Source organism: Streptomyces griseochromogenes, from assembly GCF_001542625.1.
Lineage (GTDB): Bacteria > Actinomycetota > Actinomycetes > Streptomycetales > Streptomycetaceae > Streptomyces > Streptomyces griseochromogenes.
Map to the genome: position 1 here is coordinate 9,217,682 of NZ_CP016279.1, position 22,540 is coordinate 9,240,221.

Genomic DNA, 22,540 nt, shown 5'->3' on the forward strand with positions numbered 1-22,540 from the left:
AGAGCGACGCTACCCACGCGTAGGGGCCCGCCGCGCTTTCGCATGACGAGCCCCCGTTGTACCCGGTTTGCACACGCAAGCCGTTGTTACTCGCGGTTACTTCTTGCTCTTGGCCGACCCCGCGCTGTCATCGCTGGACAGGACCGCGATGAAGGCCTCCTGCGGAACCTCCACGGAACCCACCATCTTCATCCGCTTCTTGCCTTCCTTCTGCTTCTCCAGCAGCTTCCGCTTACGGGAGATGTCACCGCCGTAGCACTTGGCGAGGACGTCCTTGCGGATGGCGCGGATGGTCTCGCGGGCGATGACCCGGGAGCCGATGGCGGCCTGGATCGGCACCTCGAAGGCCTGCCGCGGGATGAGCTCGCGCAGCTTGGCGACGAGCCGCACCCCGTACGCGTACGCGGCGTCCTTGTGGGTGATCGCCGAGAAGGCGTCCACCTTGTCGCCGTGCAGCAGGATGTCGACCTTGACCAGGGAGCTGGTCTGCTCGCCCGTGGGCTCGTAGTCCAGGGACGCGTAGCCGCGGGTCTTGGACTTCAGCTGGTCGAAGAAGTCGAAGACGATCTCCGCGAGGGGCAGCGTGTAGCGGATCTCGACGCGGTCCTCGGAGAGGTAGTCCATGCCGAGCAGGGTGCCGCGCCGGGTCTGGCACAGCTCCATGATCGAGCCGATGAACTCGGTGGGCGCGAGAATGGTGGCCCGTACGACCGGTTCGAAGACCTCGTTGATCTTGCCTTCGGGGAACTCGCTCGGGTTGGTGACCGTGTACTCGGTGCCGTCCTCCATGACCACGCGGTAGACCACGTTGGGGGCGGTGGCGATCAGGTCGAGGCCGAACTCGCGCTCCAGCCGCTCCCGGATCACGTCCAGGTGCAGCAGACCGAGGAAGCCGACACGGAAGCCGAAGCCGAGCGCGGCGGAGGTCTCCGGCTCGTAGACCAGCGCGGCATCGTTGAGCTGCAGCTTGTCGAGGGCCTCGCGCAGCTCGGGGTAGTCGGAGCCGTCCAGCGGATACAGGCCCGAGAAGACCATGGGCTTCGGGTCCTTGTAGCCGCCGAGCGCCTCGGTGGCGCCCTTGGCCTGGCTGGTGACGGTGTCACCGACCTTGGACTGGCGCACGTCCTTCACACCGGTGATGAGGTAACCCACCTCACCGACGCCGAGGCCGTCCGCCGGAAGCATCTCCGGTGAGCTGACGCCGATCTCCAGCAGCTCGTGGGTCGCGCCGGTCGACATCATCCTGATGCGCTCGCGCTTGTTGAGCTGGCCGTCGATGACACGGACGTACGTCACGACACCGCGGTAGGAGTCGTAGACCGAGTCGAAGATCATCGCGCGGGCCGGCGCGTCGGCGACCCCGACCGGCGCCGGGATCTCCTTGACGACCTTGTTGAGCAGCGCGTCCACGCCGAGGCCGGTCTTGGCGGAGACCTTGAGAACGTCCTCCGGGTCGCAGCCGACGAGGTTGGCCAGCTCCTCGGCGAACTTCTCCGGCTGGGCCGCGGGCAGGTCGATCTTGTTCAGTACGGGGATGATCGTGAGGTCGTTCTCCATCGCCAGGTAGAGGTTGGCGAGGGTCTGCGCCTCGATTCCCTGGGCGGCGTCGACGAGGAGGATGGTCCCCTCACAGGCGGCCAGCGACCGCGAGACCTCGTAGGTGAAGTCGACGTGCCCCGGGGTGTCGATCATGTTGAGGATGTGCGTCGTGCCCTGGTCGGGGCCCTCGGTCGGGGCCCAGGGCAGACGCACCGCCTGGGACTTGATCGTGATGCCGCGCTCGCGCTCGATGTCCATCCGGTCGAGGTACTGAGCACGCATCTGCCGCTGCTCGACCACACCGGTCAGCTGGAGCATCCGGTCGGCGAGCGTGGACTTGCCGTGGTCGATGTGCGCGATGATGCAGAAATTGCGGATCAGAGCCGGGGCGGTACGGCTCGGCTCGGGCACATGGTTAGGGGTCGCGGGCACGCAGGGTCCTGTCTCTTGAGGCGCCTTATGCCTCGGGTCGGATCGATACGTAGTCTCCATGGTCCCACGCGGAGCGACCGGGGACCGTTTTGGGCCGCCCGGAGGGCCACTGGTACTGTAGATGGCTGTGCCTCATGCCCACTCGGCGCGAGGCGCGACAGGAAATTTTGGATCACCGGTACGGGACCCGAGCGGCCCCGCACCAGAACCTGAAAAGGCTCCTTCGTGGCGAACATCAAGTCCCAGATCAAGCGGATCAAGACCAACGAGAAGGCCCGGCTGCGCAACAAGGCCGTCAAGTCCTCTCTGAAGACCGCGATCCGCAAGGCCCGTGAGGCCGCTGCCGCGGGTGACACCGAGAAGGCCACCGAGCTGCAGCGCGCTGCCGCTCGTGCGCTCGACAAGGCCGTCTCCAAGGGCGTCATCCACAAGAACCAGGCCGCCAACAAGAAGTCGGCGCTTGCTTCCAAGGTCTCGTCCCTCTAGGGCTGAACCTCCTTCTGATCTGACCGCCGGAAGGACCCAGAGCGGGCCCTCTCTCATCCGCTCCCGACCGGCACCCCAGAGCCTGTTCGCGGCCTGCGTTCGCCACGCGGGAACGGGCTCGCCAGCTTGGTCCGAGGCCCCGGTGCCCTCCCTTCCCCAGGGTGGGCGGCGGGGCCTTCGGCATGGCCGCCCACGGCTCGTGCGTCACCCCCAGAACGCGTTGTCCAGGTCGATGTCCGGTACGCACTGGTCGATGTCGGTGATCTTGTCCCCGACGATCCGGAAGACGAGGCACCCGTCCTCGTGATACCGCCTGCCCTCCCGCTCCGCCGTGATGTGGTGCAGGGCGACGGCATGGCCCCGGCCGTCGACGAACACGTCGCGCAGGTCGGCGCGCAGACTGCCACCCGTCTCCTGGAAGAGCCGGCGATACATGCCGATGACCGCGTCCTGGCCCTTGAAGTCACCGGAGACCGGGTGACTGCCGGGCACGTGCTGGGTGGCGTCCGCCGTCATCAGCTCGCGCAGGGCGTCCAGGTCGGCATGGAAGAAGGCGTCGTAACTCTTACGGACCAACGTCGCATGCGGATGTTCAGCCATGGCGACCGCCACCTTCCAGTGCCTCGGCGATGGACGGCTGACACCTACGATTCTCCTCGCAGGCCACCGCCGGGCGACCGGACCGCCGCGGCCGGGCCCGCCCTAGGCGCGTCCCCTGGAGCGTGCGGCCCGGGCGACGGTCACGACCGCCTTCTCCAGGGCGTACCCGGGGTCGTCGCCGCCGCCCTTCACACCCGCGTCGGCCTCGGCGACGGCTCTGAGTGCCACCGCGACCCCGTCGGGCGTCCAGCCCCGCATCTGCTGCCGCACCCGGTCGATCTTCCAGGGCGGCATGCCCAGTTCCCGCGCGAGGTCGGCGGGCCGGCCGCCGCGCGCCGACGACAGCTTGCCGATCGCCCGCACGCCCTGCGCGAGCGCACTGGTGATCATCACCGGCGCGACGCCGGTCGCCAGCGACCACCTGAGCGCTTCCAGCGCCTCGGCGGTACGCCCCTCCACGGCCCGGTCGGCGACGGTGAAGCTGGATGCCTCGGCCCGCCCGGTGTAGTACCGCCCGACGACGGCCTCGTCGATCGTCCCCTCGACGTCGGCGACGAGCTGCGCCACCGCCGACGCCAGCTCCCGCAGGTCGCTGCCGATCGCGTCGACCAGGGCCTGGCAGGCCTCGGGCGTGGCCGACCGCCCGAACGAGCGGAACTCCCCTCTCACGAACGCCAGCCGGTCCGCCGGCTTGGTCATCTTCGGGCAGGCCACCTCACGCGCCCCCGCCTTGCGCGCGGCGTCCAGCAGCCCCTTGCCCTTGGCACCGCCCGCATGCAACAGCACCAGCGTGATCTCCTCGGCGGGAGACCCCAGGTAGGCCTTCACATCCTTGATCGTGTCGGCGGACAGATCCTGCGCATTGCGTATGACCACGACCTTGCGCTCGGCGAAGAGCGAGGGACTGGTCAGCTCGGCGAGTGTGCCGGGCTGTACCTGGTCCGGGGTGAGGTCTCGTACGTCCGTGTCGGCGTCGGCGGCCCTGGCGGCGGCCACCACCTCCTGCACGGCACGGTCGAGCAGGAGGTCCTCCTGGCCCACGGCAACGGTCACCGGGGCGAGAGGGTCGTCATTCGCAGTCTTCCTGGCCATCGCTCAAAGCATCCCACGCGGCACTGACAACGAACCGGCCGCGCACCCCGACAGGTCCCCGACCGCACCCGGAGTCCGTCTCGGGGTCACGGCTCCTCGCGCCAGCCGTCCCACTCCCCCGCGAACGCGTCCAGCTCGGCGGGGTCCAGGCGTTCACCCGCGTCGTGCAGGACGACCAGCCACTGGGCGTCCTCGGCGTCGTCCTCGCCGGCCAGGGCGTCCCGGACGAGCTGGGGCTCCTCGTCGAGGCCGAAACGCTCCCTGAGCGCCTCGGCCGCCTCCTCGGCGGCATCACGGTCGGGCAGCACCAGCACATGTCTCACATCACTCACGGGCCCATTCTCCGGCACCCCGCCGGTACCGAAGCTCCAGGTCAACCCTCGGGCACCGGCCGCCGCACGGCCCGTACCCGCCTCCGCACCGCCCGCACCAGCGGCCGCCCCCGGGGCACGAGCGGTACGTCGAGGCCGCCCCGGACGCCCGGCCCGGCCACCATCACGATGCCCCGCGCCGGCATGCCCCGCCGGCTCACGGTGAAGTCGTCGCGGTGGAGTTCGGCGGTGAGCCGCCGGGCCGCCGGTCGTCCCGGTCCCGGTTTCGCACGGCCGGTACGGAGCTCAGCCCGATCCCGAATCGCTCTCGGTACACCGCCAGCACCTCCTCGTCGGTGCCCAGTTCCCGTGTCTCCTTCCTTCCGCCGGCCGCCGTCGTGGTCAACTTCCGCCCGCTGAGCGTGATCCGTCCTCCGTCCTCGGTCACCCGTGAACACACCAGGGACCGGGTGAAGTGCGACTGCGGCGAGGTGCTGTGCCACCAGGCCCCGGACACGAAGTCCCCGAGCACCCGGGGCCGCCGCTCCAGCCGGTACTCCGGCCTGCCGTCCCGTACGACGTCCAGGTCCACCGCCCCGGCCGCGCCGCCCCCGCCGTCGCGCACGCCGGCCGCGTCCGGGCCGGCCTCCGCCACCCGGAACGTCCCGCAGGGGTCCGCCTGCTCCCCGCGCTCCGCGAACGCCAGCGGAAAGTGGCTGTGCGCCCCGAACCCGACATCGGCCAGCCAGTCACCGCCGTCCTCCGTCCGTACCCGCAGCGCGAGGTGGTCGTACGGGATCCCGAGCCGCCCCTCGTCCCCGTACACCCGCGCCGCGAGCAACTCGACCTCGTAGCCGAGGGCGGCGAGCAACGCCCCGAACGCGCCGTTGAGTTCGTAGCAGAAGCCACCCCGTCGGGCCTCGACCACCTTGTCCAGCAACCGCTTCTCCTCCAGCACGATCTCCTCACCGAGGTGGATCGACAGGTTCTCGAAGGGGACGGTCCGCAGATGGAGCAGGTGCAGCTCGCGCAGCGCCTCGGCGGTGGGCCGCTGCGGGCGCTCGGCCCCGAGCCGGCGGAGATAGGCGTCGATCTGGCTTGAGTTCATACCCCCAGTCTGTGCCCAGCCTCCCGCATGGTGCCGGGTTCGGCCGCGTCCAGGGGGTACCGGTCAGCCGCCGTGGGTGCCGGCCGGTCCTCCGACTCCTCACGTCCCTGCTCCGGACGCCTCGTCCTCCATGGTCCCGGCTGCCTCCGTCCGATCGGCCGAAGCCGCCAGCCCGCCTCGCCTCCCTCACTCCCGGGCCACCCGCACCTCCCCTCTCGCCCCTCCGGTCCCGCCCACCGCCAGTGCCCCGTCGCGGTCCGTGCGCAGCACCATCGCGCCGCCGGCCCGCAGCGCGGCCACGGTCGCCGGTGCCGGGTGGCCATAAGGGTTGTCGGCGCCGCAAGAGATGAGTGCCACCCGGGGAGCCGCCAGGCGTATCAGGTCGGGGTCCTGATAGGCCGAGCCGTGATGGGCCACTTTCAGGACGTCCACGCCGGCCAGTTCGGCCGCCAGCGGCGACCTCAACAGCTCCTGCTGGGCCGGGGGTTCGAGATCCCCGAGCAGCAGCAGCCGCAGTCCGGCGGACCGTACGAGCAAGGCGACACTGGCGTCGTTCGGGCCGTCCGGCTCCGGCGTCGGGCCCTGGCTGGGAGGTGGGGCCGCGGGCGGCCACAGCACCTGCCAGGCGAGCGCTCCGGTGCGCCGTTCCTCCCCGGCCGCGGCCCGGGTGAGCGGGATGTGCCGTTCGGCCGCCTCCTTTCTCACGAACTCGGCCTGGTCCGCCGGTTCTTCGAAGTCCGTGGTCTCGATGGCGGCCACCGAGCGGCCCCGCAGGACGCCGGGCAGGCCCGCGACATGGTCGGCGTGGAAGTGGGTCAGGACGACCAGGGGGATGCGGGTGATGCCCAGCTCCCGCAGGCAGTGGTCCACCAGCGCGGGATCGGGTCCCGCGTCCACGACCACGCCCGCTCCCTCGCCCGCCGCCAGCACCGTCGCGTCGCCCTGGCCCACGTCGCACATCGCGAACCGCCAGCCCGGCGGCGGCCACCCCGTGATGACCCGGGTCAGCGGCACCGGCCGCACCACCGCCAGCAGGAGCAGCACGCCGAGCACGCCGGACAACCAGGGGTGGCGCAGCAGCCGCCGCCCGGCCAGGACTACGGCCACGGTGACCGCCGCGAGCAACAGCGCCCCGGCCCAGCTCCCCGGCCAGTCCACACCCCCACCGGGCAGCGCCGCCCCGGTCCGGGCGACCCTCGCGATCCATGCGGCGGGCCAACTCGCTCCCCAGGCCAGCATCTTGGCCACCGGCATCGCCACCTGAGCCGTCGCCAGCGCTCCGAACCCCAGCACCGTGGCCGGGGCGACCGCCACCTCGGCCAACAGATTGCAGGGCACCGCCACCAGGCTCACCCTGGCCGACAGCACCGCCACCACCGGCGCGCACACGGCCTGCGCGGCGGCGGCCGCGGCCAGCGCCTCGGCGAACCGGGCAGGCACCCGGCGCCGCCGCAGCGCCTCGCTCCAGCGGGGCGCCAGCACGAGCAGCGCGCCGGTCGCCAGCACGGAGAGCAGGAAGCCGTAACTGCGCGCCAGCCACGGGTCGTACAGGACCAGCACCAGGACGGCCGTGGCCAGTGCCGGGATCAGGGATCTGCGGCGTCCTGTCGCCAGGGCGAGCAGGGCGACCGTGCCGCAGGCCGCGGCCCGCAGGACGCTGGGGTCGGGCCGGCACACGATCACGAAGCCGAGCGTGAGCGCTCCGGCGAGCAGCGCGGTCGTCCGCAGCGAGAGCCCCAGGCGCGGGGCGAGTCCACGGCGCTCGACGCGCTGGGCCAGACCGGGCGGCCCGATGAGCAGGGCGAGCAGGATCGTGAGGTTGCTGCCGGAGACGGCCAGCGTGTGTGTCAGATCCGTCTCCCTGAAGGCCTCGTCCAGTTCCGGGGTGATCCGCGAGGTGTCCCCGACGACCAGTCCGGGCAGCAGTGCTCGGGCGTCGCCCGGCAGCCCGTCGGTCGCCTTCCGCAGCCCGTTCCTGAGCCGTCCCGCCAGCCGCTGCGGCCCGCTCGGCCCCGCGACGACCTGCGGCGCCGGCTCGCTCCGCACACGCAGTACGGCCGCGGTCCGGTCGCCGCCGGTCAGGGCGGGCGCCAGCCGGGCGTGCACCCGCAGCCGCGTGGACGGCAGCAGCCCGAGCCAGGCCGGACGCGCACCGCGCGGGCCCGGCGGGGCGGGCGCGGCGGACGCATCCGCCGTTGGAGGTGCCCGTGGCCCCGGAACATCGGCGTCGACCACCACCAGCACAGGGCTGCGTGTGCGCACACCCGCCCCGTCGCCCTCCTCCACGCGCAGCACCTCCGCCCTGGCCAGCACCGCGATCGGCGCCGCGTGATCGCCCCGCACCCGGGGTCTGCTCAGCCAGGGATCACCGGTCAGTTCGACCTCGGCGGTCACGGTGGCGAACCGGCGGGCCAGCTCGGGCACCGGCCCGCGCCGTACGTCCGCTCCGTGCAGCCCCGCCGAGGCTGCGGCCGCGGCGACGCAGAGCAGCACGGCGGCGATCGGGGCACGGAGCCGGCCGAGCCGAGCCCACGACCGCCTCGACCGCTCCGGCCTCGATGCCGACAGCACGGCGACTCCGGCGACCAGGCAGGCGATGGCGATCCCGACGCTCCAGCCCGGCGCGGCGTCCACGGTCAGCGCCGCCGTCCCCCAGACCGCGAGTGCGGGCGGCACCAGACGCAGGTCGGCCGGGGCCGGTGGCCGCTGATCGGTGGGGCTGCTCCAGGCCGCATAGGCTTCTCCGCGCCGCGAGAGCTCGCGGTCCGGTGCGCCGCTCATGGCCGCACCAGACTGCGCAGGTCGGAGAAGCGACGATCGCCGATGCCGTTGACCTGGCGCAGTTCTCCCACCGAGCGGAAACCACCGTGCCGGGTGCGGTAGTCGATGATGTGCTGGGCGAGCACGGGGCCGACTCCGGGCAAGGTGTCGAGCTGGTCCGCGGTCGCCGTGTTGAGAGAGACCGGGGCCGCGGGTCCCGTACCCGCCGGGGCGGAGCCCGCACCACTCCCCGGTCCGGGCGGAGCGACCGCCGCCCCTGGAGGTCCGCCGACCAGGACCTGCTCGCCGTCCACGAGGAAGCGGGCCCGGTTGAGCCCGTCGGTGTTCACGCCCGGCCGGACCCCGCCCGCCGCGCGCAGCGCGTCGGCCACGCGTGAACCGGCCGGCAACCGCCGGATCCCCGGCCTGCGGACCTTGCCGCCGACGTCCACGACGATCTCGCCGGCCGCGGTCGCCGCCGAGCTCACGGAGCCGCGGGACACGGAGCCGCGGGACTTCGCCTCTTCGTCCTTCTTGGCGTAGGGCGCTTCCGCACGCACCACTCGAGGGGCGCTCACAGGCTGCGTCCGGCCGGCCCAGAAGTGCTGGACGGCGAAGACGACGGCTGCCACTAGCACCACTGCGAGCGCGACCACTCCCCGCCGCTCCACGCCGCATCGCAGCTGCAACCACACCGGCAACCGCTCCCGCAGAGCGAGCCCGGCCCGCTCCCGCAGACTCGGTACGAGAGGCTCCGTCGGCTCCGAATGTCGCGCCCGACCGGTCAGTTCCTCCTCGGTGGTCCTGACAGCCGGCCGGGGCTCAGTGGACGGAGCGCGCGCCCTGCCCGTTCGGGGCGGCATCGTGCCCGCCGCACGCGATCCGGGCGGCGCCGTGCTCGCCGGACGTACCCCGGGCGCCGCCGTCACCGCCGCTGTGCGCAACCCGGGCGCCGCTCCCGTCACGGTCGCCGTAGGTGCGGGAGTCTGCGCGTGCGGTGGAGCGTTCGCCGACTCGCGCCATTGCACGGCTCGTTCACCGAAAAGGAGTTCCGCGCGGCGACGCAGCTCCTCCGCCTGGGCGGGCGCCCGGTGGCGGGCGGGGCCGCGGTCGGTGCGGCGCCGTCGGAGGCGCCCGTCGGAGGCGGGGCCGCGGCCCGGTCCGCTGGTCGGATTGGCTGTGCGTGAACGTGATCGAAGTGCCATGCGACGAGCATCGGGCATCTCGCCGCTTCGCGATGATCTTGATCAATTCCCGGGGATTACCGGCGAGTTGTGGAAAACTCCGTCACTCACACGAGTGCCGGCGGGCCCGGGGAGCCGGGCGTCAGCGCGGTGAGACGACCGCTCCCAGCAGCCCGGGCCCGGTGTGCGCCCCGATCACCGCGCCGACCTCGCTCACATACAGGTCGGCCAGTCCGGGCACCCGCGCCCGCAGCCGGTCGGCGAGGGCGGAGGCCCGGTCGGGGGCGGCCAGGTGGTGCACGGCGATGTCGACCTCGGCACCACCCGCCCGGTCGGCGGCGATCTCCTCGAGGCGGGCGATCGCCTTGGACGCCGTGCGGACCTTTTCGAGGAGTTCGATACGGCCGCCGTCCAGCTGGAGCAGCGGTTTGACGGCCAGCGCGGAACCGAGCAGGGCCTGTGCGGCACCGATGCGGCCGCCGCGGCGCAGATAGTCGAGCGTGTCGACGTAGAAGTAGGCTGACGTGCCCGCGGCCCGCTTCTCGGCGGCCGTCACGGCTTCGTCCACCGTGCCGCCCGCCTCCGCGGCCTCGGCCGCGGCGAGCGCGCAGAAACCCAGGGCCATCGCGACCATCCCGGTGTCCACCACCCGCACCGGAACCGGTGCCTCGCGCGCCGCGAGGACCGCGGCGTCGTAGGTGCCCGACAGCTCCGCGGACAGGTGCAGGGAGACGATGCCGCTCGCGCCGGACTCGGCGACCCTGCGGTAGGTCTCCGCGAACACCTGAGGGCTGGGTCGGGAGGTGGTCACCGGCCGCCGTTTCTGCAGTGCCTGGGCCAGGGAACGGGTCGAGATCTCGGTACCCTCTTCGAGCGCCTGGTCACCGAGGACCACGGTCAGGGGCACCGCTGTGATGCCGTGGCGCTCCATCGTCAGCGGCGGCAGGTAGGCCGTTGAATCGGTGACGATCGCGACATGGCGGGACATGAGCTGGAGGTTACCTGCCGTAGTGCGCGTGCGGCAGCCCGGCCCCCGCAGTCCGGGCCGGGGGCGGAGCGGTCATGTGGTGCTCTCGGGGCGGGGCTTCTTCTGCCAGGGGTAGGCCTGGCTCCGCGTCGGCTGGGTGATCGCCGGCGCCGTCGGCTCGTCGGCAGGGCGGGCCCCGGGTGCCGGTGACCAGGTCTGCCGCGCTGCCGGGTCGTCGGCGGCGGCCGTGGCGTCGGGCCACGGTGAGGGTTCCGGACCGGGTTCGGTCTGCGTCCAGTGCCGTAGGGCCCCCGCCTCGACGTCTATCTGGGTGCTGAGCGCGTCCAGGTCGTCGTCGGCGAAGCGGCGGGCCCGGTCGCGGGCGGCCCAGCGCAGCGAGTCCGCGGACTTGGTGATGCGCTCGGTGCGGTGGCGCAGCTCGGGCAGTCGCGCGGCCAGCGTGGCCCGGTCCGGCTCGGACTCAAGGCGTTTGAGCTCGGCATCCAGTTCGTGCCCGTGGGTGCTGAGCCGCTCGAAGAGACCGACGGACTCCTTCAGTGACTCGTCCTCGGCCGTGCCCGCGTGGAGGGCGTCCTGGGTGGCACGCATCGAGGTGCGCAGGGTCAGGCGCAGCTGGGCGATCTCACCGGCCGGGCCGGGCTGGGCAAAGGACTTGGCACGCAGGGTGTGGTCCTCGACCGTACGGCGGGCCTGTGCGATCGTGCGGTCCACGCCGCGCTTGGCGGCGCCGACCGCCTTGACGGTGGCGTACGCGCCGAGGCCGATGAAGATCAGGAAGAGCAGTGCGAACACGGTGATCACAGTTGCCATGGCGCTCCTCCTCCGGCCGATGCGGGCCTTGCCCGCCGCGCTCTCCACAGTAAACGCGACGGGCAGGTCCGGAGTTCCAGAAAAACCCCGAACCCACCCGTAGGGAATCACCCCGACGCGGGCGCACCCGACGTCCCGCGCCATGCGGATACCGTCGTCCGGACCGTCGTCCGGGTGCTGTCACGCAGGAGCTGTCACACGGGAGCCGTCACGCGGGAACGATGTTCACCAGCTTCGGCGCCCGCACGATCACCTTGCGGATGCCCGCGCCGTCCAGCGCCGCGACGACCTTCCCGTCGGACAGCGCCACCTTCTCCAGTTCCTCATCGGAGATGGCCGGCGGCACTTCCAGGCGGGCCTTGACCTTGCCCTTGATCTGCACGACACAGGTCACGGTCTCGTCCACCACGTACCGGGCGTCGGCGACCGGGAAGTCCTGGTGGACGACCGAGTCGGTGCGGCCCAGCTTGCGCCACAGCTCCTCGGCGACGTGCGGGGCCAGCGGGGCGACCATCAGCACCAGCGGCTCGGCGACCGAACGAGGTACCGCGACACCGGCCTTCGTCAGGTGGTTGTTCAGCTCGGTGACCTTGGCGATGGCGGTGTTGAAGCGCAGGCCCTCCAGGTCCTGGCGCACGCCGTCGATCGCCTTGTGCAGGGCGCGCAGCGTCTCCTCGTCGGACTCGGCGTCGGTGACGGTGGCCTCGCCGGTGTTCTCGTCGACGATGTTGCGCCACAGCCGCTGCAGCAGCCGGAACTGGCCGACCACCGCGCGCGTGTCCCAGGGCCGGGAGACGTCCAGCGGACCCATCGCCATCTCGTACAGGCGCAGCGTGTCGGCCCCGTACTCGGCGGCGATCTCGTCCGGAGTCACCGCGTTCTTCAGCGACTTGCCCATCTTGCCCAGCAGGCGGCTGACCTTCTCGCCCTCGTAGAAGTAGGCGCCGTCGCGCTCCTCCACCTCGGCGGCCGGCACCGCGATGCCACGGTTGTCGCGGTAGACGTAGGCCTGGATCATGCCCTGGTTGAACAGCTTGTGGAACGGCTCGGCGGAGGAGACGTGCCCCAGGTCGTACAGGACCTTGGACCAGAAGCGCGCGTACAGCAGGTGCAGCACGGCGTGCTCGGCGCCGCCGACGTACAGATCGACGCCACCGTGCGGCTGGCCCTCGCGCGGGCCCATCCAGTACTGCTCGATCTCCGGGTCGACCAGCTTCTCGCTGTTGTGCGGGTCCAGGTAGCGCAGCTCGTACCAGCAGGAACCGGCCCAGTTGGGCATGGTGTTGGTCTCGCGGCGGTACTTCTTCGGCCCGTCGCCCAGGTCCAGGGTGACGTTGACCCACTCCTCGTTGCGCGACAGGGGGGTCTCGGGCTGGGTGTTCGCGTCGTCCGGGTCGAAGGTGCGGGGGCTGTAGTCCTCGACCTCCGGCAGCTCCAGCGGCAGCATCGACTCGGGCAGCGCGTGGGCGATGCCGTCCTCGTCGTAGACGATCGGGAAGGGCTCGCCCCAGTAGCGCTGGCGGCTGAACAGCCAGTCGCGCAGGCGGAAGTTGACGGTGCCCTCGCCGATGCCCTGGTCCTGCAGCCACTCGGTGATGCGGGCCTTGGCCTCGACGACGCCCAGGCCGTCCAGGGTGACGCCGTCGCCCGTGGAGTTGACGATCTTCGCGTCGTACGACACGAAGGCGTCGTCCCAGGTGGACGCATCGGTGCCGCGGCCGTCGGTCGGCTCGACCACACAGTTGACAGGCAGCTCGAAGGCCCGCGCGAAGGCGAAGTCACGACCGTCGTGCGCGGGGACGGCCATGATCGCGCCGGTGCCGTAGCCCATCAGGACGTAGTCGGCGATGAAGACCGGGATCTTTTCGCCGTTGACCGGGTTGGTCGCGAAGGCGCCGGTGAAGACGCCGGTCTTGTCCTTGGCCTCGGCCTGGCGCTCCACGTCCGACTTGGAGGCGGCCTGCGCGCGGTAGGCGGCGACGGCCTCGGCCGGGGTGGCATGACCGCCGGTCCACACCTCGTGGGTGCCCTCCGGCCAGGCGGCCGGGGTGAACTTCTCGACCAGCGGATGCTCGGGGGCCAGCACCATGTAGGTCGCGCCGAACAGGGTGTCCGGGCGGGTGGTGAAGACCGTGATGTGCTCGCCGTCGATCGGGAAGTCGACGCGGGCACCCTCGCTGCGGCCGATCCAGTTGCGCTGCTGCAGCTTGATGGCCTCGGGCCAGTCCAGCTCCTCCAGGTCCTCCAGCAGCCGGTCCGCGTAGGCGGTGATGCGCATGTTCCACTGGCGCAGCTTGGCCTTGAAGACCGGGTAGTTTCCGCGCTCGGAGCGGCCGTCGGCGGTGACCTCCTCGTTGGCCAGCACGGTGCCCAGACCGGGGCACCAGTTGACCGGCGCGTCGGAGGCGTAGGCCAGGCGGTACTCGCCCAGGACGTCCGCACGCTCGGCGGCGCTCAGCTCGCCCCACGCGCGCGTGGTGCCCGGAACCGGGCGCTCACCGGACTCGAACCGGGCGATCAGCTCGGAGATCGGACGGGCCTTGCCGGCCTCGTCGTCGTACCAGGAGTTGAAGATCTGCAGGAAGATCCACTGGGTCCACTTGTAGTAGTCCGGGTCGATCGTGGCGAACGACCGGCGCTTGTCGTGGCCCAGGCCCAGCCGGCGCAGCTGGGACTTCATGTTCTCGATGTTGGCCTCGGTGGACACGCGCGGGTGCGTGCCGGTCTGCACCGCGTACTGCTCGGCGGGCAGGCCGAAGGCGTCGAAGCCCAGGGTGTGCAGGACGTTGTGGCCGGTCATGCGCTGGAACCGGGCATAGACGTCGGTGGCGATGTAGCCCAGCGGGTGGCCGACGTGCAGGCCCGCACCCGAGGGGTACGGGAACATGTCCATGATGAACTTCTTGGGCTTGGCGACCAGCTCCGGGTCGCCGGCCAGGTCACCCTTGGGGTTCGGTACCGCGTACGTGCCGTCGGCGTCCCAGAAGTCCTGCCAGCGTGCCTCGATGTCGGCTGCCATGGCGGCCGTGTAGCGGTGCGGCGCGGCCTCCGCCGACGCGGCAGCGGTGGCAGCGGGGTTCGTCTCGCTCATGATCCTCAAAGCTCCATCGATCGTCTCTGCCTGCGGAAATGAAAAATCCCCTCGCACAGGAGGGGACGCCGCGCCGATGACGGCCACACGGTCGGGACCGGTGGTCGGTACTGATCAGCGCGGCCCGCTAAGCAGAAGGCGTACGGCACGCATGGCGCTAGGGTACCGCAGCCCTTGAGCAAGCGGCGACGCGTTTCCGTATGCCTTGTTGACATGCCACGAACCCGACCAGAACTGAACGAAGGTCAAGGATTACTTCGCGTAACACCTACTAAGGGACATGGACTCGGTCACATTGTCCTTTGATAACAACGCAATAACTCAAACCTCGTACTGATCGGTATGGCGCCACTTAGAGTTCGGCAGCGGGACCGCCTTCCCGAAACTGCTCGGAGTTGCCCCCATGAACCCTCGTCGTAGTAACAGCTCGCTCCCCAAACCGGGCCGGTCGGCCTATGGAGTGGCGACGACCGTCGTCCTGCTGCTCATACCCGTGGTGGTGGTGTACGGGGGCGGCTGGCTCCAGGACTTCCTGAACTTCGGTGCGGGCGTCCTGTCGCTCGTCAGCCTCACCAGCTCGGTGATCTGGGGCCTGGTCACCCAGGACCGGCTCATCCTCAACACCCGCCAGCGGATCGTCGCCCAGGCCATCCACCGGGTGCTCGCCGTCGCCTCGATCGCGTTCCTCCTGGTGCACGTAACGATCAAGCTGGCGCTGGGCCACACCGTCCTGATCGCCGCGCTGATCCCCTTCGGTCTCGGCGTCAAGGGCAGTGCGGGGCTGATCGGCCTCGGTTCACTGGCCGGCCTGCTCATGATCTTCGTGGGCGTCACCGGCGCGCTGCGCAACCAGTTCGCCTCCCCGGCGCCGGTGGCGGCGCGCTGGCGCGCCATGCACATGCTGGCCTACCCGGCCCTGTGCGCGGCGCTGATCCACGGTCTGTTCGCGGGGCGCCCGGCGAAGCCGTTCTTCATGGTGTCGTACGAACTGTGCCTCCTCGGAATCATGGCGGCGCTCGCCCTGCGGGCCGCGCCGCGCCCGTTGAAGCGCAAGATCGCCGACCGGATCGTCGCGATCATCGGCACCGAGGAGCGGCAGGCCTTCGAGGACCTGGACGCGAGCCGGGCCCGGAGGGCGGAGGCCTCGTCCGCGCTGCCGGGCTTCGAGGACCGGCGCGCCGCCGGGGCGGCGTTCCCGGACGCGACGACGCCCCCCGCGGCGGCCGCGTACGACAGCCCCGCGGCGGCGGAGCCCGCGACCGGCTTCGCCGCGGCCTACCGCGCGGTGTCCACTCCGGGCCGCCCCCAGCAGCCGTTCGCGACCGGCCAGACCACGCGCATGGACCTGCCGCTCGACCTGCAGGCGACGGAGGCCATGCCGCGCGTGGACGGCCCCTCCAGCACCTCGGGCAGCTGGCCGATCCCGTCCCCGCCGCCGGTCGGCGAGGCCCCGCCGTCGGCGTACGACCCGCTCCAGGACACCGGATACAACATCCCCGTCTACGGCAATTCGGGCGCCGGTGGATACGGCGGAAGTGACATGTACGACACCGGTGAGACGGGCACGCTCTACGGGACGTACAACTCGGGTGACACGTTCAACAGCGGTCCCGCCACCGAACCATCCCCCGGCGCCTCGTTCGACGCGCCGGGTTCGGGCGAACCTTGGAACATGCCTTCCGGAGGCTATAGGTGAACGAGGCCCTGCCCGACGTACCCGAAGTCCGCGTGGTCGGGCTTCCTCAGCTCACGTCGGGTTTCGACCTTGTGGAGCGACTTGATCTGCCCATGCACCTGAAGGTGCACGGGCCGCTTGATCCGCTGGGCGGCGAACAGCTCGCCCAGCTTGCCGAAGCCATCAATCTCAAGGGCCGCGGAGGTGCCGGCTTCCCCTTCCACAAGAAGCTGCGCTCGGTCGCCGAGTCCGCGATCAAGCGCGGGGTACGGCCGGTCGTCGTCGTCAACGGCAGTGAGGACGAACCGGCCTGCCGCAAGGACACGGTGCTCATCAACCGTGCCCCGCACCTCATCCTGGACGGCGCCCTGCTGTGCGCCGAGGCCCTCGGCGCCCGCACGCTCGTCATCGGGGTCACCCGGGAGTCCACCCAGCGCTCCATGGAGGCCGCGCTCGCCGAACGCGGCCTGAGCAACAGCCGCAGGTCGGCGCTGCGCGCGTGGGTGCAGCGCAACCCCGTGCGCATGGTCACCGGCGCCGCCGCGTCGCTGATCCGCTCGATCGACGGCGGTCCGGCGATCCCGCCCGGCCGCAAGATCAGCGCCTCGCAGACCGGGGTGGGCGGGGCGCCCACGCTGCTGTCGAACGCGGAGACGTTCGCCCAGCTGGCCATCGCCGCCCGCATCGGCCCCGAGCGCTACGGCAACACCGGTCTGTACGACGAGCCGGGCACCGTCATGCTGACGGTCTCCGGCGCGGTCGCCCGCCCGATGGTGCTCGAGGTCCCCACGGGTGTGCCGCTGCGCTACGTCCTGCAGCTGGCCGGTGCCCCACCCGTACCGCAGGGCGTGCTGACCGGCGGCTACCACGGCAAGTGGATCGACGCCGCGACCGTCAACGAGGCGATCGTCTCGCGCAACTCCCTGGACGCGGTGGGCGGTTCGCTGGGCGCCGGCGCGATCCTGCCGATCAGCCAGGAGACCTGCCCGCTGGGCGAGTCGCTGCGGGTGGCGCAGTGGCTGGCCGAGGAGAGCGCGGGCCAGTGCGGCCCCTGCTACCTCGGTCTGCCCGCCGCCGCGCGCGGCATGGAGGACATCCTGAACGGCGGCGGGCCAGCCGCCCTGGAGGCGCTGAAGCAGGTCGCGAAGAACGTGAAGCGGCGCGGGGCGTGTTCGCACCCGGACGGTTCCGCGATGTTCCTGGAGTCGACCATCAAGGCGTTCACCGACGATCTGGCCGCCCATGTCCTCGGAAACGGCTGCGGACGGCCCGTGGAGGGCGTTCTGCCGCTCTTCGAGGGAGGCAGGGCCCCTGCGGGCCTCCCGGGGGGCGGAGAGCCGGAGGAGACCGGTGCCAGCCGCCAGAAGATCTACGTCGACTGGACGCTGTGCCGGGGCCACGGCTTGTGCGCGGACATCCTCCCGGAGGTCTTCGAACTCGGCGCGGACGGCTTCCCGACGGTGGCTCAGGCGCAGGTGCCGCGCTATGCGGAGGCGAAGGCGCTGCGTGCGGTGCGTCGCTGTCCGGCGCTGGCGCTGCGCATCGAGGAGGACACGCGCGGGCAGGCGCCGTCGCGCAACCTGCCGGTCCTCTCCCAGGGCCGCGGCCGCCGCGCCCTGGGACGCTGAGCGCACGACGGCGGGTCATCCGGGCTCGGGTGACCCGTCGTCGGCTTGCGCCCCGGCACCACACGCCCCGGGATACACCGAAGGCGGACCATCCGTTCGGATGATCCGCTTTCGATTTCTGTGGAGCTAAGGAGAATTGAACTCCTGACCTCCTGCATGCCATGCAGGCGCTCTACCAACTGAGCTATAGCCCCTTGCGGCCACGCGGTGGAACCGCGTGTCGTTCGTGTCGCCCGGTTTCCCCGGCGGCGACGCCAACATTACACGGTCCCCCGGGTGCATCACCAAATCGGTTTCCGCTCTGCTCTGATACGGACGCTAATGTCATGTTTCGTGACCATGATCGTGTTGCCCGGAGCACACCGCCGGACGCCCGTGGCCGTGGGCGCGTGCCTGGTGTCGTTCGCGGCGTTCTGCCTGGCACAGCGGGCCGCGCACGTGTCGATGATCGACGTGATGGTGTACCGGGCCGAGGGGGCCACCGTCAGGGCCGGAGGCGACCTGTACGCCCTGCGGGCGACCGCGGCGGGCCTGCCCACCACCTACCCGCCGTTCGCGGCCCTGCTGTTCACCGTGCTGACCCTGCCGGACGCCGTGACCCTGCGGTTACTGGCCACCGCGGGGAATCTCGCCCTCCTGGTGGTGCTCGTACGGCTGTCGCTGAAACTCGTCGGCCACGCGCGCGTGGAGACCGCCTGGTGGGTCGCGGCGGGGGCCGTGTGGTGCGAGCCGGTGTGGGCGACCCTGCGCTACGGCCAGATCAACCTGTTGCTGGCCGCCCTGGTGCTGTGGGACCTGTGCCGCCGGCCCGCCGACGGCTACGGCCGCTGGGCCGGGGCGGGGCTCGGGCTCGCCGCGGCGGTCAAGCTGACGCCCGCCCTGTTCCCGGTGTTCCTGCTCGCCACCGGGGTCACGGCACGCCTGCGGGGTGGGGACGGGAGGCCGTGGCTGCGGCACGCGCAGGGCGCGGCCACCGCGTTCGCCGGGGCGACGCTGCTGGCGGCGGCCGTCCTGCCGTACGACTCGTGGCGGTTCTGGACGGACATGGTGTTCCGCCCGGACCGGGCCGGGCACGCGGAGGAAACCGCCAATCAGGCCCTGCGCGGCGTCATGGCCCGTCTGCTGCACACTCCCGACCCGGGAGCCCTCTGGGTCCTGTCCGTGGCCGTGGTGGCCGCCCTGGGGCTCTCGGTGGCGGTGGCGGCGGAGCTGCGGGGGCGGCGGCCCTGGGCGGTGTGCGCCTGCGCGGTCACCGCGCTGCTGATCAGCCCGGTGTCGTGGACCCACCACTGGGTGTGGTGCGTGCCCCTGGTGCTCCTGCTGTGGACGCACGGACACCGGGCGGCCGCCCTGGCCACGGCACTGGTCTTCTGCTCGTACACCCCTTGGTGGGTGCCGCACGGCCCCGGGCGGCCCGAACTGCACGAGAGCGGCGGCCAGTTGGCCGTGTCGGCCCTCTACGGAGGGGCCGCCGCGCTGTTCCTCGTACTGGCCTGGACATCGTTGCCGAGGCCCCGGCTGCGGTCGGAGCCGGGTCAAGCGGTGACGAAGGAATAGAACCTTTTGAGTGTGCAGTGCTCTTCGAGCAGGCGGCCGTAGATCGGCTCGCCCTCCAGCTCACGGTAGGTCTCGATCGGGTCGCCCTTTATGATCAGCGCCCGCGCGCATTCCTCGCACCAGTACTGGTAGTCGGGATTGATCGGCTCCATGTCACGGACGATCGGCGTACCGCTGCCGCACCAGTCGCACTTTCGCCTGTGTGCACCCATCGATCAGCTCCAGCTGTGGCCGCAGGCCGTGCACACGTAGGAAATTCCGCCATTGTCACCGAGAACCTGGGCCACATGCGCGGAACCGCAGGAAGGGCAGCTGAGCCGGGTGGCCGTATCCCGTATCAACGCCGCACCGAGGAGGTGGCCGCCCTCCTCAAGGATGCTCGCAGGCATCGCTACTCCCTCCCGTCGGGCCGCGCCCCCTTCCGGCCGTTTGATTCTGCCACGGCCGGACCAATACGGTCAGCGACGCCTCAGTACCAGTCCGGACACGGCCCCCGCTGCGGCCGTTCCGGTCAGTGCCCAGGCGCACACCGAGAACGCCTCCGCAGAGGTATACGCCCGCAGGGCCCCGAGTGACTCAAGCCGGTTCAGGAACAGTGTGCCGAATGCGGCCACCCCGATCAGCTGACCGAGCTGGACGACCGTCGCCAGCAGCCCGCTGGCGTCCGCCGCGTCCTCGGGCCGCACGGTGGCCAACGCCCCCGTGAGCGTCGGGCTGAAGGCGAGCGCGAGCCCGACGCCGACGCCGGCGTACCCGGCATAGAGCAGCGCTCCCCCGTCACCGCCGTCATGGAAGGCGAGACCCACCACGGCCGCGGACACCGCGGTGAGCGCGAACCCGGCCGGGGTGAGCGCCCGCTGCCAGGCCGCGGGCCAGTTCCGCCAGGTCAGACTGACCGCGCCGAAGACGACCGCGGTCGGCGCGAAACTCAGACCGGCCCGCAGAGCGCTGTAGCCGAGTCCGCCCTGGACGTGCAGGGTCAGCGCGAACAGGAAACCGGCGTTGACCGACATGACGGCCAGGATCCGGAACACGGCACGGCCGATGCCGGGGTGGCGCAGGACCCGAGGTGCGATCAGCGGCGCACCGCCGCGCCTGGCGAGCCGGGACTCATAGCCGCAGAACGCGGCGAACAGCACCGCGGCGGTACCCAGCGACAGCCAGGACCACAGCGGCCAGTCCTCTTCCTGCCCCAGCACCAGCGGCACGGTCAGCAGCGACACGGCCGCGCCGAGCAGCACGAGTCCGGGCAGGTCGAGGGCGCGCGCCCGCTCGGGCTCCCGGCCGCGGCCCAGCGGCAGGACCCGCCTGCCCAGCACCAGCAGGAGCGCGCCCACCGGCACGTTGACCAGGAACACCGGCCGCCAGCCGGTGCCGAACAGATCGGCGCTGGCCAGGACGCCGCCCACGACCTGTCCGGCCGCCGCACCGACGGCGAGGACCGCCGAGTAGGCGCCGAGCGCCCGCGCCCGGGCCTCGCCGGTGAAGGTGCGCTGGATCAGGCTGAGCACCTGCGGGATCATCAGCGCCGCGCCCGCGCCCTGCACCAGCCGGAAGACGATCAGTGCGGTCACCCCTCGCGCCAGGCCGCAGGCGAGCGAGGCCGCCGTGAACAGGGCGAGTCCGGCGAGGTGGACCCGGCCGTGGCCGAGCCGGTCGCCGAGCCGGGCGCCGGTGATCAGCAGCACGGAGTAGGTGATGGTGTAGCCGGCGATCACCAGTTGCAGGCCGGCGCCCGAGGCGTGGAGATCGGAACCGATGGTGGGGGCCGCGACGTTCACGATGAAAACGTCGAGAGCCGCCATGAACAGGGCGGTGAGCAGGACCGCGAGCAGCAGCCGGGGCCTGTTGTCAGTGGCGGGTGCTTCACTGTGAGTCACAGCAGGAGCGCCATCGACGACCGGCGTCTCACTTCTGGCCGCGGAGTCTTCACTGTCAGTGGCGGGTGCTTCACTGATCGCAGGGTTCGGAACGGGTACGGGACTCGGCCCGGTTCGGGGTGTCGTCGTCATGGTGCCGAGCCTGACGACGCTCCGGTACGGGTGCCGAGTGCCCGCCGATGCTGGTACCGGCAGCACCTGGCAGGGCCGGGGCCGACTGCCGACGATGGGAACGGGACGACGGGGGACGGGGGAAGACGGCGATGGGGACGACGACACAACGACGCAGGCCGGAGCTGGCCGCCTTTCTGCGCGGCAGGCGGGCGCGGGTGACACCGGCCGATGTGGGCATGCCGCCGGGCCTGCGGCGGCGCACACCCGGGTTGCGCCGGGAGGAGGTCGCCCAGCTCTCGGGTGTGGGAGTGACCTGGTACACCTGGCTGGAGCAGGGCCGGCCGATCAACGCTTCGCCGCAGGTGCTGGACGCGATCGCACGCACACTGCGGCTGGACACACCGGAGCGGGAGCACCTGTACCGGCTGGCGGAGGTGCCCTTCGACCCGACACCGGGGGATCTGACCCACCGCGTCGGCCCCGAGGTGCAGGGCATCATCGACGCCCTCGAACCGCTGCTCGCGGTGGTCTACAACTCGCGCTACGACGTCCTGGCCACCAACCCGGCCTACCGCGATCTGTTCGTGGTGCCGGAGACCCTCCGGATCGGCGTGGCGAACGTGCTGTGGACGCTGTTCACGGTGCCGGAGGAGACATGCCCGGTGGTGCACCGGGACAGCGAGCTCCCGCTGATGGTGGCGACGCTGCGCTCGGCGTACGGCAGACACGTGGGCGAGCCGGCCTGGGAGGAGTACATACGCGCGCTCTCGGCTGCGAGCCCCCACTTCGCGCGGGTGTGGGCGAGTGGCGAGGTGACGCCTCCGGGACCCCGGGTGAAGACGTTCCGTCACCAGGCGGTGGGCGAGATACGGATGACCTCGCAGTCGCTGTCCATCGACGGGATGCCCGAGTGCCGGATCGTGGTCTACACGCCGGCGGACGAGGAGGCACGTACGAAGGTCGCGTCGCTGAGGGAGCGGAGACAGCAGCTGCGGCCCCCGGCCGACGGGGAGGCCGCGGAGATCGTCCGGCGGTGGAATGCAGAAAATCCCGCCCCCTGAAAGGGACGGGATCCTCATCACCGATCTTTGACAACTCAACAGAGTGTCGACCAGTGGAGCTAAGGAGAATTGAACTCCTGACCTCCTGCATGCCATGCAGGCGCTCTACCAACTGAGCTATAGCCCCTGGTGTTCTTCCCGCTCGGCGGGGCGAACAAGAAGAACTTTAGCCTGTGACCTGCCGGAAAGTGAAATCCGGGTCCCTGGCCGGAAACGACGGGCCC

Annotated in this window: 18 protein-coding genes and 2 tRNA genes; 5 read left to right on the forward strand and 15 right to left on the reverse strand. The window is 71.3% G+C overall.

Features of this window, described 5'->3' with window-relative positions:
- Window positions 1–96: 96 nt before the first annotated feature.
- Window positions 97–1,971, reverse strand: a complete 1,875-nt coding sequence (lepA, locus tag AVL59_RS40105; protein ID WP_067314363.1) for a translation elongation factor 4 — start codon at window positions 1,969–1,971, stop codon at window positions 97–99.
- A gap of 225 nt (window positions 1,972–2,196) precedes the next feature.
- Here lepA and rpsT point away from each other — a divergent pair, with 225 nt between their 5' ends.
- Entirely contained in the window at window positions 2,197–2,457 is a 261-nt protein-coding gene (rpsT, locus tag AVL59_RS40110; RefSeq protein ID WP_067314365.1) for a 30S ribosomal protein S20, read from the forward strand.
- Between the two features lie 204 nt (window positions 2,458–2,661).
- On the opposite strand, the gene AVL59_RS40115 is transcribed toward rpsT, so the two are convergent.
- The 10 genes from AVL59_RS40115 to leuS form a co-directional block, all read right to left on the reverse strand.
- Entirely contained in the window at window positions 2,662–3,057 is a 396-nt protein-coding gene (locus AVL59_RS40115) for a nuclear transport factor 2 family protein (protein ID WP_067318335.1), read from the reverse strand.
- Between the two features lie 102 nt (window positions 3,058–3,159).
- The gene (holA, locus tag AVL59_RS40120) at window positions 3,160–4,149 is read right to left on the reverse strand and encodes a DNA polymerase III subunit delta (RefSeq protein WP_067314367.1); all 990 of its coding nucleotides are present in this window, start codon (window positions 4,147–4,149) and stop codon (window positions 3,160–3,162) included.
- Between the two features lie 86 nt (window positions 4,150–4,235).
- Window positions 4,236–4,481 (reverse strand): hypothetical protein, encoded by a 246-nt coding sequence (locus tag AVL59_RS40125; RefSeq protein WP_067314368.1) that lies wholly within the window; start codon window positions 4,479–4,481, stop codon window positions 4,236–4,238.
- A gap of 41 nt (window positions 4,482–4,522) precedes the next feature.
- Entirely contained in the window at window positions 4,523–4,666 is a 144-nt protein-coding gene (locus AVL59_RS52840) for a hypothetical protein (RefSeq protein WP_208870530.1), read from the reverse strand.
- 11 nt (window positions 4,667–4,677) lie between these two features.
- Window positions 4,678–5,568 (reverse strand): arylamine N-acetyltransferase family protein, encoded by an 891-nt coding sequence (locus AVL59_RS40130; protein WP_067314370.1) that lies wholly within the window; start codon window positions 5,566–5,568, stop codon window positions 4,678–4,680.
- A gap of 186 nt (window positions 5,569–5,754) precedes the next feature.
- Entirely contained in the window at window positions 5,755–8,349 is a 2,595-nt protein-coding gene (locus AVL59_RS40135) for a ComEC/Rec2 family competence protein (protein ID WP_079147227.1), read from the reverse strand.
- Window positions 8,346–9,533 carry a ComEA family DNA-binding protein gene (locus AVL59_RS49965; RefSeq protein ID WP_079147228.1) on the reverse strand — a complete coding sequence of 396 codons (1,188 nt, stop codon included), beginning with the start codon at window positions 9,531–9,533 and terminating at the stop codon, window positions 8,346–8,348. Before AVL59_RS49965 ends, AVL59_RS40135 begins: the two co-directional genes overlap by 4 nt.
- A 121-nt stretch (window positions 9,534–9,654) precedes the next feature.
- Complete coding sequence (locus AVL59_RS40150) at window positions 9,655–10,500, reverse strand: DegV family protein (protein ID WP_067314375.1); 846 nt, start codon at window positions 10,498–10,500, stop codon at window positions 9,655–9,657.
- Window positions 10,501–10,572: 72 nt separating this feature from the next.
- Complete coding sequence (locus AVL59_RS40155) at window positions 10,573–11,310, reverse strand: hypothetical protein (protein ID WP_067314377.1); 738 nt, start codon at window positions 11,308–11,310, stop codon at window positions 10,573–10,575.
- 208 nt (window positions 11,311–11,518) lie between these two features.
- Window positions 11,519–14,401: a leucine--tRNA ligase gene (gene leuS / locus AVL59_RS40160; protein ID WP_067314379.1), complete on the reverse strand. Its 2,883-nt coding sequence runs from the start codon at window positions 14,399–14,401 to the stop codon at window positions 11,519–11,521.
- Window positions 14,402–14,804: 403 nt separating this feature from the next.
- Here leuS and AVL59_RS40165 point away from each other — a divergent pair, with 403 nt between their 5' ends.
- Window positions 14,805–16,097, forward strand: coding sequence for a ferric reductase-like transmembrane domain-containing protein (locus tag AVL59_RS40165; RefSeq protein WP_208870531.1), 1,293 nt, complete (start codon window positions 14,805–14,807; stop codon window positions 16,095–16,097).
- Window positions 16,094–17,704 (forward strand): NADH-quinone oxidoreductase subunit NuoF family protein, encoded by a 1,611-nt coding sequence (locus AVL59_RS40170; protein WP_067314382.1) that lies wholly within the window; start codon window positions 16,094–16,096, stop codon window positions 17,702–17,704. The genes AVL59_RS40165 and AVL59_RS40170 overlap by 4 nt, the downstream gene beginning before the upstream one ends.
- A 121-nt stretch (window positions 17,705–17,825) precedes the next feature.
- Here AVL59_RS40170 and AVL59_RS40175 read toward each other — a convergent pair.
- Window positions 17,826–17,898, reverse strand: a tRNA-Ala gene (locus AVL59_RS40175).
- A 145-nt stretch (window positions 17,899–18,043) separates the two neighbouring features.
- Between AVL59_RS40175 and AVL59_RS40180 the strand changes: the two genes are divergently transcribed.
- Window positions 18,044–19,261, forward strand: a complete 1,218-nt coding sequence (locus AVL59_RS40180) for a glycosyltransferase 87 family protein (RefSeq protein WP_237281957.1) — start codon at window positions 18,044–18,046, stop codon at window positions 19,259–19,261.
- On the opposite strand, the gene AVL59_RS40185 is transcribed toward AVL59_RS40180, so the two are convergent.
- Entirely contained in the window at window positions 19,240–19,473 is a 234-nt protein-coding gene (locus AVL59_RS40185; RefSeq protein WP_006136074.1) for a hypothetical protein, read from the reverse strand. The genes AVL59_RS40180 and AVL59_RS40185 overlap by 22 nt on opposite strands.
- 246 nt (window positions 19,474–19,719) lie before the next feature.
- Entirely contained in the window at window positions 19,720–21,066 is a 1,347-nt protein-coding gene (locus AVL59_RS40190; protein WP_237281958.1) for an MFS transporter, read from the reverse strand.
- Window positions 21,067–21,404: 338 nt separating this feature from the next.
- On the opposite strand from AVL59_RS40190, the gene AVL59_RS40195 reads away from it, so the two are divergent.
- Entirely contained in the window at window positions 21,405–22,316 is a 912-nt protein-coding gene (locus AVL59_RS40195; protein ID WP_067314384.1) for a helix-turn-helix transcriptional regulator, read from the forward strand.
- A gap of 54 nt (window positions 22,317–22,370) precedes the next feature.
- Here AVL59_RS40195 and AVL59_RS40200 read toward each other — a convergent pair.
- Window positions 22,371–22,443: transfer RNA gene (locus tag AVL59_RS40200), tRNA-Ala, on the reverse strand.
- Window positions 22,444–22,540 lie beyond the last annotated feature (97 nt).